This is a genomic window from Microbacterium sp. 4R-513, from assembly GCF_011046485.1.
Classification (GTDB): domain Bacteria; phylum Actinomycetota; class Actinomycetes; order Actinomycetales; family Microbacteriaceae; genus Microbacterium.
In genome coordinates this window covers 2471241-2483613 of sequence record NZ_CP049256.1, presented here as the reverse complement: position 1 = coordinate 2483613, position 12373 = coordinate 2471241, and the positions used below count along the sequence as shown (strand labels likewise).

General features: G+C 70.0%; 12 protein-coding genes and 1 tRNA gene. 7 read left to right on the top strand and 6 right to left on the bottom strand.

The annotated features are described in order from the left end of the window. Positions 1-25 precede the first annotated feature (25 nt). Positions 26-1549 carry a DUF3488 and transglutaminase-like domain-containing protein gene (locus G5T42_RS10915; RefSeq protein ID WP_165128465.1) on the top strand — a complete coding sequence of 508 codons (1524 nt, stop codon included), beginning with the start codon at positions 26-28 and terminating at the stop codon, positions 1547-1549. A gap of 72 nt (positions 1550-1621) precedes the next feature. Then, positions 1622-1706 (top strand) — tRNA-Ser (locus tag G5T42_RS10910). Positions 1707-1801: 95 nt separating this feature from the next. On the opposite strand, the gene G5T42_RS10905 is transcribed toward G5T42_RS10910, so the two are convergent. Together G5T42_RS10905 and G5T42_RS10900 are read right to left on the bottom strand one after the other, a co-directional pair. Further along, positions 1802-2677 (bottom strand): histidine kinase, encoded by an 876-nt coding sequence (locus G5T42_RS10905; RefSeq protein WP_165128463.1) that lies wholly within the window; start codon positions 2675-2677, stop codon positions 1802-1804. A 279-nt stretch (positions 2678-2956) separates the two neighbouring features. Next, positions 2957-3727, bottom strand: coding sequence for a response regulator transcription factor (locus G5T42_RS10900; RefSeq protein ID WP_241245783.1), 771 nt, complete (start codon positions 3725-3727; stop codon positions 2957-2959). 135 nt (positions 3728-3862) lie between these two features. On the opposite strand from G5T42_RS10900, the gene G5T42_RS10895 reads away from it, so the two are divergent. Together G5T42_RS10895 and G5T42_RS10890 are read left to right on the top strand one after the other, a co-directional pair. Then, on the top strand, positions 3863-4702 hold the full coding sequence (locus G5T42_RS10895) for an alpha/beta hydrolase (protein ID WP_165128461.1): 840 nt from the start codon (positions 3863-3865) through the stop codon (positions 4700-4702). A 23-nt stretch (positions 4703-4725) separates the two neighbouring features. Next, on the top strand, positions 4726-5652 hold the full coding sequence (locus tag G5T42_RS10890; RefSeq protein WP_165128459.1) for an alpha/beta hydrolase: 927 nt from the start codon (positions 4726-4728) through the stop codon (positions 5650-5652). Between the two features lie 65 nt (positions 5653-5717). Here G5T42_RS10890 and G5T42_RS10885 read toward each other — a convergent pair whose 3' ends face one another. The 4 genes from G5T42_RS10885 to G5T42_RS10870 all read right to left on the bottom strand — a co-directional run bounded on the left by G5T42_RS10885 (position 5718) and on the right by G5T42_RS10870 (position 9412). Beyond that, positions 5718-6083, bottom strand: coding sequence for a cupin domain-containing protein (locus G5T42_RS10885; RefSeq protein WP_165128457.1), 366 nt, complete (start codon positions 6081-6083; stop codon positions 5718-5720). Positions 6084-6238: 155 nt separating this feature from the next. Further along, positions 6239-7474 carry an amidohydrolase gene (locus G5T42_RS10880; RefSeq protein ID WP_165128455.1) on the bottom strand — a complete coding sequence of 412 codons (1236 nt, stop codon included), beginning with the start codon at positions 7472-7474 and terminating at the stop codon, positions 6239-6241. Between the two features lie 103 nt (positions 7475-7577). Then, on the bottom strand, positions 7578-8309 hold the full coding sequence (locus G5T42_RS10875) for an alpha/beta hydrolase (RefSeq protein ID WP_165128453.1): 732 nt from the start codon (positions 8307-8309) through the stop codon (positions 7578-7580). Positions 8310-8428: 119 nt separating this feature from the next. Continuing rightward, positions 8429-9412, bottom strand: coding sequence for a WYL domain-containing protein (locus G5T42_RS10870; protein WP_165128451.1), 984 nt, complete (start codon positions 9410-9412; stop codon positions 8429-8431). Between the two features lie 55 nt (positions 9413-9467). Between G5T42_RS10870 and G5T42_RS10865 the strand changes: the two genes are divergently transcribed. The 3 genes from G5T42_RS10865 (at position 9468) to G5T42_RS10855 (ending at position 12213) form a co-directional block, all read left to right on the top strand. Continuing rightward, entirely contained in the window at positions 9468-10607 is a 1140-nt protein-coding gene (locus G5T42_RS10865) for an epoxide hydrolase family protein (RefSeq protein ID WP_165128449.1), read from the top strand. 24 nt (positions 10608-10631) lie between these two features. Then, on the top strand, positions 10632-11579 hold the full coding sequence (locus tag G5T42_RS10860) for an RNA polymerase subunit sigma-70 (protein WP_241245782.1): 948 nt from the start codon (positions 10632-10634) through the stop codon (positions 11577-11579). 67 nt (positions 11580-11646) lie between these two features. Then, positions 11647-12213, top strand: a complete 567-nt coding sequence (locus G5T42_RS10855; protein ID WP_165128447.1) for a dihydrofolate reductase family protein — start codon at positions 11647-11649, stop codon at positions 12211-12213. The last annotated feature ends 160 nt before the right edge of the window (positions 12214-12373 follow it).

Sequence of the window (12373 nt, the reverse complement as noted above, 5' to 3'; positions counted from 1 at the left end):
CATCGGCGCGGGGCCGGGCATCGACGTGACGCTGCAGCTCGGCGACGACCTGCGGCGGCCGCGCGAGACGGTGTCGCTTCTCGTGCACAGCGACATGTCCTCTGCGCCCTACCTGCGGGCGGCGACGCTGTCGGAGTTCAACGGCTCGATCTGGGAACCCGACCGGTCCCGATCGCTGCCGCTCGGAAGCGAGTTCGCGCTCAATGAGGTCTCGGTCGCCCCGGATGTGCGGGTCGCCGAATACACGACGACGGTCGAGGTGAAGGACCTCGTCTCGCCGTGGCTGCCCGTGACGTTCCCCGCCGTGTCCGTGAAGGGCCTCCAGGGCGATTGGGAGGCGGTCCCCTACAACCGCACCGTCGTCTCGCGCACGACGTCGACGGCGGGTCAGGTCTACGACATCGTGTCGCACCAGCCCAAGCCGACGCTCGAGCAGATGCGCGCCGCGAACTCCGGCGGGCCGCAGATCCGCGACGAGACCACCGCGCTGCCCGAGGACCTGCCGACGATCATCCGCGATACGGCCCAGCAGGTGACGGCGAACGCCGAGAACGACTACGACGCCCTCGCCGATCTGCAGCGGTGGTTCCGCAGCGGCGAGTTCCGCTACTCGCTCGACGCCCCCGTCGAAGAGGGGTTCGACGGCAGCGGCGCCGAGGCGGTCGCGAAGTTCCTCGAGGTCAAGGCGGGCTACTGCGTGCACTTCGCCTCGGCCTTCGCCCTCATGGCGCGGACGCTCGGGATGCCGTCGCGCATCGTGGTGGGATACCTGCCCGGCAACGCCACCGACGACTCGGTCGACGGCGAGACGATCTACGAGGTCGCGAGCAGCCAGCTGCACTCGTGGCCGGAGGTGTATTTCGACGGCATCGGCTGGGTGCCCTTCGAGCCGACGACGGGACTCGGCGTGCCGACGACCTTCGCGCCGGCCGCGACGCTTCCGGGAACGGCGGACAACCCGCAGAACTCGCAGTCCGAGCCGTCCGCCTCGGCGACGCCGAACCTTCCCGAATCCGAACGGAACAACGGCGACACGGGCTCGTCGGATGCCGGTGCGAGCTCGACCGCCGTCAACCCGCTGCCGTCGCTCGGCATCGTCCTCGTCATACTGATGCTGCTCGCGATCCCCTCGCTCGTGCGGGCTGCGCAGACGCGTTCCCTCCTGCGGTCGGCTGAACAGGGCGACGCGGTCGCCGCGTGGCTGATCGTGATGGATGCCGCGATCGACCTGGGAATCCCGGTGCCGGCGAGCGAGTCGCCGCGCTCGCTCGGCAGGCGGCTGATCGACGAGCACGGAGCTCCCCTCGCCGAGACGACCCAGCTCGTCCGCGCGATCGAGCGCGCGAGCTACGCGCAGGGCGGCAAGCACCGGCTGTGGGAGACGACTCCCATGTCGGATGCCGCGGCCGCCGTGCGCACGGCCCTCTTCGCTTCGGCGACCCAAGGCCGGCGGGTCGTCGCGATCGTGGCGCCGAAGTCGCTCGTCATCCGTCCCGGCTCGGTCTACGCGGGGACCGGGGCGCGCGGCCGCGTCACGTCGGGGATCTGAGCGGGCCGGCGGCCCCGCATTCGGTCACGCCCCCGCCAGCAGGTAGGATGTCCTTCGGCCCTCCGGGGCCATGGAGGATTCGCCTAGTGGCCTATGGCGCACGCTTGGAAAGCGTGTTGGGTGAAAGCCCTCAGGGGTTCGAATCCCCTATCCTCCGCGTTCTGGAAGGCGCCGCCCCGTGTGGGGCGGCGCCTTTCGCGTCGGTGAGCCGAGCGGGCTCAACGGGCGGCAATGTGTACCGGCGATGGTGCCTCAGTCGGCGGGATGCGGTGCGGAGGCCCCGGTGAACCCGGGCGACGGGAGAGGAAGCCGGGCGGTCAGTGTCGTGCCCATGCCTACGGGACTGATGATCGACAGCGCCCCACCGCCGGCGTCGACGCGATCGAGAAGGCCGGTGAGCCCCGTCCCACGCCCCGGATCCGCACCCCCGATGCCGTCGTCCGTTATGACGATGACGAGTTCCTCTCCCTCGTCGGCGATGCTCGCCTCCACTCGCGCCATGGTCGCGTTCGCGTGCTTGACGGTGTTGGTCAGGGCCTCGGCGACGAGGAAGTAGCCGGTCGTCTCGAGCGTCGGGGGCAAGCGGGGTATCGACAGCCGCAGCTCGACGGGGAGCGGGACATCCGACACGAAGGATTCGATGCCTCCGACGAGTCCCGCTCGGCTCAGTGCGGCGGGGAGGATGCCTCGAACGAGATCACGCAGTTCGCGGTTGGCGTCCACGGCACTCTCGATCGCCTCGTCCAGCAGATCCAGCACCGGCTCGCCCGCGCGTGCGGTCTCCCTCGCGAGCTTCAGGCTCAGGATGGCGTGCACGAGCCGCTGCTGCGCCCCGTCGTGGAGGTCGCGTTGAAGGCGCCGGCGCGCGTCGTCGCCGGCGGCGACGATGCGCGCTCTCGACCGGGTGAGGCTCTCGCGGTTCCTCGCGTTGGCGATCGCGATCGCGGTCAGATCGGCGAAGGGCTTGAGCCTGCTCGACAGGTCGTCGCCCGGCGCTGAGATCCGGTCCACGGCGAGCACGCCCCACGGCCGATCTTCCACCGTGATCGACGCCTCCTCGCGGTACCGGGCGGCCGAACGTATTCGTGCGATCGCTCCAGGGGAGCGGCCGGCATCAGCCGCGGGCACTCGGGGGGGCGACGGCGACGGCGATGACACCGGTCCCGGCGCCCACCTCATAGCCGACCAACGTGGCGCGAGACGCGTCGAAGACCCGGAGAGCGCTGTCCACCACGGACTGGAAGAGATGGGGAAGCGGCACACCACGCGCGGCCAATTCGGCGATGTCCCGCAGAGACGCATGTTCATGGACGACGTCGTCCAGGCGCTGTCGATCGGTGATCGCAGCGACGGGGCCGGGTGAGGATGCCCGCGCCGGGGCGCCCTGGTGGGCCGTCGATTCCGTACTCATGCCCGTTGCGCGGTGAGGTAGCGCAGCACGGCCTGGACACGCCGATGCTCGGTGCCCTCGGTCGTGATCGACAGCTTGCGGAACACCGCGGTGACATGCTTCTCCACCGCCGCGGAGCTGATGTGCAGCCTGTCCGCGATGCCCTTGTTCGAGAGTCCCTCTGCCATCGCCGCGAGCACGGCGCGCTCGCGAGGAGTGAGCGGGCCGAGGGCATCCGGGATCGGATGAGGCCGGAGCATGCGCGCGACCACGTCCGGATCCAGCGCGCTGCCCCCGCGCGCGACACGGACGACGGCCGACACGAAGTCGTGGACGTCGCCGACACGCTCCTTCAGCAGGTAGCCGACCCCGCCCGGGCGATCGCCGATCAGCTCCAAGGCGAAGTGCGGCTCGCAGAACTGCGTGAGGAGGACGACGCCCATCTCGGGCAAGCGTCGACGGAGCTCCACCGCCACACGGAATCCGTCGTCGTCGCGATGCGGCGGCATCCGGACGTCGATCACCGCGACATCCGGGCGGTAGACCAGAGTCTCGGCCAGCAGCTCCACGGCATTGGCGGTCTGGGAGACGACCGTGAGACCGCCCTCCGACAGGACCCGGACGACTCCCTGACGGAAGAGGAAATCGTCCTCTCCCACCGAAACGCGCAACGCTTCCACCACGCCGGCCGCCTCACTCTCAGGTCGGGATCCCCAGGTGGTGAGCATTCTCCTCGCTAAGTCGCGAAACCGCGCATCATCGTCGACGATCAGGACAGTCACGGTCATGGGCACATCGTGCTCCGCGATCAGCGCTCGGACCGTGGGGTTCTCCGGAGATCTTCTCGGGATCGCCATCCTGCGCGGAGGGCTCGGGCGAGCGCACGCTGGCAAAGCAACCGTCCGAAGTCCCAGGGAGACACGATGAGCACCATCACCGTCGGGGAGGAGAACTCCTCGTCCATCGAGCTGTACTACGAGGATCAGGGCACCGGCAGACCCGTCGTGCTCCTGGCCGGCTGGCCCTTCGACGCTCGCTCGTGGGAGCCGCAGCTGCACCCGCTCCTCGACGCCGGCTACCGCGTCGTCACCGTCGATCGCCGCGGTTTCGGCAGATCGAGCGCCCCGATCGGCGGATACGACTTCGACACGCTGAGTGCCGATGTGGACGTGCTCATGCGGACTCTCGACCTGCAGGACGCCACGCTGGTCGGCTTTTCCCTGGGAACCGGCGAAGTGGCCCGGTACATCGGCCGCTTCGGCACCGGCCGGCTGCGCAGCGCCGTCCTCATCGAGAGCCTGACTCCGACCTTCGCGCGCAACGCCGACAACCCGAACGGCGTCGACGAGGCGGGAGTGGAGGGCGTCCAGAAGGCGATCCTCGACGACCGGTTCGCCTGGCTGACCGCCATGATGGGCAACTTCCTCAATCTCGACGACTACCAGGGCACGCTCGTCAGCGAGGACACCGTCCGCGCGATGTGGTCGACGGGCGCCGATGCCTCCCCCTATGCCACCTGGGCATGTCCGCGGACCTGGCTCGAGGACTTCACCGCAGATCTCGAGCGCTTCGACGTTCCGGGACTGATCATCCACGGGACCGCGGACCGCATCCTGTCGATCGACGGCCAGGGCCGCAGGGCGCACGAAGCGCTGCCGAAGGCGCGCTACGTGGAGATCGAGGGCGGGCCGCACATCAACCCCGTCACGCACACGGCGGAAGTGAACCGCGAGCTGCTGCAGTTCCTCGCCGAGCAGTCCTGACCGCGCCGGCAGCGCGCGCGATCATGTTCGAGAACTTCGCGTCCCGTCTGGTCGACGTCGCTCGGGGAGCGATCTTCGCCCGGATCGGCGGCAGCGGCAGGCCCATCCTGCTGCTCCACGGGTATCCGCAGACCCACGTCATGTGGCACGGGGTGGTCGACAGGCTCACCGGGGATCACACCGTGGTGGTCGTGGATCTGCCGGGCTACGGGCTGTCGTTCCGGCCACGGACGGTCCCGGACCACAGCGAACACGCGAAGCGGGCCCTCGGAGACGATCTCGTCGAACTCATGGCGGCTCTCGGCTTCGAGACCTTCGCCGTCGCCGGCCACGACCGCGGCGGTCGAGTCGCCTACCGGATGGCTCTCGACCACCCCGGGGTCGTGTCTGCGGCCGGGGCCTTCGACGTGGTGCCCACCGGCGAGGTGTGGTCCCGTGCCGACGCGCAGATGGCCCTCACCTACTGGCATTGGGCGTTCCTGGCACAGCCGGCTCCGCTCCCCGAGGATCTGATCGACGCCAACCCGTCCGCCTTCTTCGAGAGCCATGTCCGCGCGCTCGGGCTTGGACGCGCACCCGATCGCTACCCCGAAGAGCTGATGACGCTGTACCGAGGCATCCTGGATGATCCCACCGTGGTGCACGCGATCTGCGAGGACTACCGGGCAGGCGCCGGGATCGACCGCGAGCACGACGACCACGACCGCAGCGCGGGCCGTCGCATCGGCTGCCCGCTCCTCGTGCTCTGGAGTGCGTCGGGCGCTCTGCCTCGGTTCTATGGGGATGTGGCGGCCGTCTGGGAGCCGTGGGCGGTCGATCTGCGAGGCCGCGCACTCGACGCCGGCCACTTCCTGGTCGAGGATCAGCCGGAACAGGTCGCCGACGAGCTGCTCGGACTCCTTCGCCGTGCGTCCGGGCCGCCCGGTGCTCGCGAGCCGTTGCCCCGCTGACCTCGGAGCCGCGGGGCTGAGGGCTCTGCGGCAACCCGGCGGGGAGCCGGCGCGGGGTGTGGGCCTCAGCGCCCGAGCGTCGCGATCGGCTGACCTGACTCGACGATGTAGGTCGAGAGCATGTGCCCGGTTCCGGGTCCCAGGTCCGTCGCGTTGTGCGGCACCCCGGGTGGGATGAGGAACCCGTCGCCCGCGTTCAGGGTCTGCGTCGGACCGTCCTCACGCTCCATCCGCACGGTGCCGGCGACGATGTAGCCCACCTCCTCACCGGGATGGTGGTGCCATCCGGACGACACGCCCTCGGGGATCTCGGTGAGGACCTGGACGATGTCCCGGCCGGGGATCGATGAGGCCGCGTGCTGGATCTCCGTGCGCTTGAGCCGTCCGCGAAGTTCATCGGCATCCGATGCGTCAGAGTCGTCGATGCTCATGTCTCGTCTCCCTCGGCTTCAGTGGAGCGCGTCCTCGTCGCAGCGCACCGCTGGCGTGTTCCCGAGTCTGAGCGCCCACGGCTCGTGCCGCGCGCCGGACAGCCCGAGAAGATCTCGGGGAAACCCCACCACACCATTGCGGACGTGCGCCTCGCTCAGCCCTTCCAGGACGTGCGTCCGAACCGCTCCCAGCGCTCGACGACCCGTGCAGAGCCGTCGGCGGCAGGCTCGACCACCGGGCGGCCGTTGATGAAGACCTGCTCGACCTCGGACTCGATCACGAGCGGATCGCCCGACCAGACGACGATGTCGGCATCCCGGCCCTCTTCCAGGGCACCCACTCGAGCGTCGAGTCGGAGGATGGATGCCGGGTTCACCGTCAGCGCCTCGAGCGCCGTCTGCGGGGGCAGCCCCTCGCGCACGGCGAGGATCGCCTGGAGGCGCAGCTGGTCGATCGGAACGACGGGATGGTCGGTCGTGATGGCGACCGTGACCCCCGCCGCGGCGATCAGAGCCAGGTTGCCGATGGCACGGTCGCGCAGCTCGACCTTCGAGCGAGAGGTGAGAAGCGGGCCGAAGATCACCGGGATGCCCTTCTCGGCGAGCACATCGGCGATCTTGTGGCCCTCGGTGCCGTGGTTGACCACGAGCGTGTACCCGAACTCCTCCGCGATGCGAATCGCGGTCGCGATGTCGTCGTGACGATGGCAGTGCTGGTCCCAGACCAGGTCGCCGTCGAGCACGGCCGCGAGCGTCTCATCCGTGAGGTTGCGGTCGAACGGCTCGCTCTTCGTGATCGCCGCCGCCCGCTTCTCCGCGTAGTTGCGGGCGCTCACGAACGCCTCTCGCAGGACCGAGGCGACGCCGAGTCGCGTCGAGGGCGTCTGCTTCTTGTCTCCGTACACGCGCTTGGGGTTCTCCCCCAGCGCCGACTTGACCGAGACATCGAGGGCCAGGACCTGCTCGTCGACGGTGCGCCCGCCCCATGTCTTGATCGCGACCGTCCGGCCGCCGATGGGGTTGCCCGAGCCGGGCTTGATGACCGCCGTCGTGACGCCGCCGCGCAGCGCGTCGCGGAACCCGACCTCCTCGATGTCGATGCCGTCGAGGGCACGGAAGCGAGCGCCGTTCGGATCGGTCATCTCATTCGTGTCGTTTCCCGACCAGCCTTCGCCGTCCTCGTGGACGCCCAGGTGCCCGTGGGCCTCGACGAATCCGGGCAGCACCCAGCTGCCCGACGCGTCGATGACTCGCGCATCCTGGGGGACGGAGGTGTCGGGCCCGCCGACGGCCGAGATCACGCCATCGGCGACGACGACCGTCCCGTTCTCGATCGGCTCCCCGCTGACGGGAACGACGTAGCCACCGGTGATCGCCAGGAAATCAGTCATCCCTCCACCCTAGGTCGGGCTTCCGATGGGACGACCGGTCTGCGAGCATCCGCTTCCGCGGTGGGGCCCGCTCGTGGCGGGCGGGCCCCACTCGACCCGCGGTCTAGCCGACCGAGGCGGCCGCTGCCCGGATCGCGTCGATGGTGACGTCGGGGTGCGAGACCATCGACACGTGCGAGGCATCCACCTCGGTCACCGTGGCGCCCGCGCGCTCGGCCATCCGGCGCTGGAGAGCGATCGGGATGACGCGGTCCTCCGTCCCCAGCACGGCCCAGCTCGGAATCGTCTTCCAGGCGGGCGTGCCCGACGGCGTGACGTTCGCCACGAAGGACGCCGGCCGCTGCGTCGCGACGATGAGCCATCGGTCCGCCTCCGGAAGGTCCTGCGCGAAGGCGTTGTGGACCGTGTCGGGCTTGAGGAAGGCCTCGGCTGCACCTTCGGGCGCACCGGGGTAGCCCGCGACATCCAGCACCGTCGTGGGGTCGGGGACATCGAGCGTCGCCCCCGTCCCGGCGAGCAGGCCCACGACCGTCTCTCCCTCGTCCGGGATGAACGCGTCGATGTACACGAGAGCGCGGACGTCGCCTCCGCCGAGGCCGGCGTTCGTGATGACGGCTCCCCCGTACGAATGCCCGACGAGGACGACGGGTCCGGACGTGCGCTGCGCGAGGAAGGACGCGATGTACGCGGCATCCCCGTCGAGACTGCGCAGTTCGTTCGGCGGGGCGAGGACCGTGTATCCCTCGGCCTGGAGCGGCGTGATGACCGCGTTCCAGCTGGAGGCGTCGGCCCAGGCTCCATGGACGAGGACGATGGTGGGCTTGCTGTCCGGCATTCTGACTTCCGATCGCTCAAGCCGCGGCGAGGCGGCTGCTGATAGTGGATCGCGCCCCGAGTGCTGTGCCAGACGCATTCGTCAGAGTAGGAGCGCTCCCACAGCGGCGTCCAGCGTTGTTACCGCGAATTCACATTCGGCCAGGCCCCGCTCGCACGCGTGTACCGACCCGCCAGCACCTTCAGATGCTCGCGGAGCTCGGGCGGCGACTCGACGGTGAAATCCATGCCGAGCATGCCGATGTACGCCGCGATCGTCTCGAGGCTGTCGGCGCCGGTGACGAGCACGGACTCGGTGTCCGAGACCGATTCCACCGCGCCGACCGCAGGATTGATCCGCTCGACGACCGCCGCGGCCGGGGCATCCACACGCAGCCGGGCGTGCACGTTCCAGCCGCTCGCGGCGATCCGGCGCATCGCGAATGCCGTGTAGTCGCCACCCGGTACGAGGCGGGGAGCGAAGGGCCGACGGGTCGGCAGCCGGGGCCGCACCCGATCGGCGCGGAAGACGTCCCACTCGCCCGCCTCCGGGTCGCGCGCCACGAGGTACCAGCGCCGATGCCAGGCGAGGAGCCGGTAGGGCTCGACGAGCCGGGGCTCGCCGTCGTAGTCGAAGCGCAGCCACTCGGCGGCCCGGATCGCGGTGGCCAGGGCGCGGAGCACCTCGGGATCGATCTCGGGGTCCGGCGCATCCGTCCCGGTGTTCTCGGGTCCGTGGTCGACCACGGTCGCGATCGCCTCGACCGTCGGCCGGAGCCGGGCGGGCAGCACCTGCTCGAGCTTGGAGAGTGCGCGACGACCTGCTTCTTCGATTCCGGGAACGGATGCCGCGGCCCGCAGCCCGATGGCGACAGCCACCGCCTCTTCATCGTCGAGCAGCAGCGGCGGCAGGCGTCCTCCCGCACCGAGCCGGTAGCCGCCGATCGAGCCGCGGACGCCCTCGACGGGGTAGTCCAGCTCGCGAAGACGTTCGACGTCGTTGCGGATCGTTCGCGTGCTGACCCCGAGGCGCTGGGCGAGCTCGGGGCCCGACCATGCGGGGCGGGTCTGGAGCAGCCCGAGCAGGGCGAGGAGGCGAGCGGCGCTGGCCGCGGCATCCGTCATCGAATGTCTCGCATCAGGAACGAATCCTTCCTGTATCGACCGTACCGTCGACGACATGAACACCACCACCGCACAGTCCGAGATCCGTCCCTTCCGCGTCGAGGTCGCACAGACCGATATCGACGACCTCTCCGCGCGCCTCGGGCGCACACGGCTCCCCCAGCCGGCACCGGCGGACGACTGGGCCACCGGGACGCCCAACCACTACCTGCGGAACGCCGTCGAGCGCTGGAAGCAGCTCGACTGGCGCGCCATCGAGGCGCGGATCAACGCGGTGCCCCACTTCATGACCGAGGTCGACGGACAGCCGATCCACTTCATCCACGTCGTCTCGCCGCACGGGGGCGCCACGCCTCTCCTCCTCGCGCACACCTATCCGGGTTCGTCCGTCGACTACCTCGACGTCATCGACCGTCTCATCGACCCGGTCGCTTACGGCGGGCGGGCCGAGGACGCCTTCGACCTCGTGATCCCGGATGCCCCGGGCTTCGGGTTCTCGAACCCCGTGCGCGAGACGGGGTGGACGACCGCGCGCGTCGCCCGCGCGTACGACGCGCTCATGCGCCGGCTCGGGTACGAGCGCTACGGCGTGCACGGCTCGGACAACGGGGCGATGGTCGCGCGAGAGCTCGGCATCCTGGACCCGGAGGGGTTCCTCGGCCTGCACGTCCTGCAGCTCTTCTCTTTCCCGTCGGGTGACCCCGCCGAGTTCGAGCGCCTCGAGCCGGCCGACTACGCCGGACTCGAGCACATGCGGTGGTTCCAGAAGGTGGGCGGGTACAACACGATGAACGCGTCACGCCCGCAGACCGTCGCCGCCGGGCTGAGCGACTCCCCCGTCGGCCTCCTCGCCTACAGCGAGCTGTTCGAATCGTTCGGCAACGGGACGTCGCTCGTGCCGCTCGACGCCGTCCTGACCGCGGTGAGCGTCGCCTGGTTCACCAACTCCGCTGCCGGGATGAGCCGCGCCTACTGGGAGAACGCGCAGTTCGGGAGCGAGCCGACCGTGAACCACGCACCGACAGGCGTCGCCGTCTTCGCCGACGACTTCCAGACCATCCGCGTCTTCGCCGAGCGGGACAACGACAACATCGTGCACTGGAGCCGCTTCCCGCAGGGCGGCCACTTCGCCGCGCTGGAGGTGCCCGACGTGCTGGCCGACGAGATCCGCGCGTTCTTCGCGGAGCTGCGGTGACCGCTCGCGCATAGGATCAGCGGCGTGACGGGGATCGACGAGACCGGTGAGGCGGAACTCGTCGATCTTCGTCGTCGGCTTCTGGCCTTCTGCTACCAGATGCTCGGGTCGCCGTTCGAGGCGGAGGATGCCGTGCAGGACACGATGGAGCGGATCTGGCGGTCCCGCGACTCGTTCGATCCCGCACTCGCCTCTCTCGCGACGTGGGCGTTCCGCGTCGCCCGGAACATCTGCTTCGACCGCCTCCGCGAACGCCCCCGCCGGCCGCTTCCGAGAGACCTGAGGGCGCCGGGGCTCGAGGCGGGCGCCCCGCTCGTGCCGTCGCTGGACGTCCCGTGGCTCATGCCGGCCCCGTCGGGGTGGGCGCTCGGCTCCGACCCCGGGCAGGACGCCGAGCGCCGTGACGACGTGCGACTCGCGGTGACGGCGATGCTCCAGTCGCTCTCGCCGCTGCAGCGCGGCGCATTCGTCCTGCGCGATGTCATCGGCCTGTCCGCGGTGGAGACGGCGGAGGCGCTGGACACCTCGGTGGCATCGGCGAACTCCGCGCTGCAGCGAGCGCGAGCCGCGGTCGCCGCGAAGGCGCAGCGACCTCAGGCACTCGCGCCCGCGGCGGTGGAGGGCTACGCCCGGGCGATCGAACGCGCGGACGTCGACGCCCTCGCCGCGCTGGTGGCCGACGACGTGATCTTCGAGATGCCGCCCGTGCCCGACTGGTCACGTGGCCGGGAGCCGTATGCCGCGTTCATGGCGCACCTCTTCGAGTGGCGCGGGACCGAATGGTGGACGGCCCCGATCTCGGCCAACGGGCAGCCGGGTTTCCTCCTCTATCGCGTGAAGCCCGGCGGCCGGGAACCGCACACGGTGCAGCTGTTCGAGGCGGACGGATCGGGGGCCATCGCACACGTCCTCGTCTATCAGGACCCGAGGCTCTTCGCCCTGTTCGAGACGGAGTTCGTGCCGGAGCGATGAGTTCGCGGCATCCCGTTCGTATGTCCTGGTGAGGCCGCTCCCGGCCTCGCTTCAGAAGGAGGACAGGATGGGACGACTCGTCGTCGTGCAGTTCATCACACTGGACGGTGTGGTCGAAGACCCGGACGGCAGCGATGGCACGACGTTCGGCGGCTGGGCCATGAGGTTCGGGCCGCAGGGCGTCGCGGGAGACAAGTTCCGATTGGGCGACATGCTCCAGACCGGAGTGCTGCTCTTCGGTCGGCGCACGTGGGACCACTTCCGCACGCTGTGGCCCACTCGGACCGACGACTTCTCGCGAGCGATGAACGACGCCGACAAGGCGGTCGTCACCTCGCGCGACATCGACCCCGCCCTGTGGTCGCACTCGAGAGCCGTGACGGGACCGTTGAGCGACTGGGTGCGAGCGGCCGTCCAGAGGCGGGACGTCGTCGCGATCGGCAGCGGCTCCGTCATCGAGGCGCTCCGTCACGACGACCTGATCGACGAATATCGTCTGCTGACGTTCCCCACGGCGACGGGCGATGGACGTCGCCTGTTCTCCGTGCCCACCGAGCTCGAGCTGGTCTCGTCGGAGCAGGTGGGGCCGGCCAGCCTCACGGTGCACGCGACCCGCGGACGCACCGGAGGGTAGTGAGCGACCGGCAGGCGAAGCCGGAGTCCGCACGAACCCCCCGGCCGTGCGGACTCCGGGGGTGAGAGCCTACACGCGCCGGGCGGTCTCGAACACACCCTGCAGACGACCGGGGTGGTCGCCGTATCGTGCCCCTGACCGCGCCCGCCACGGACGGCTG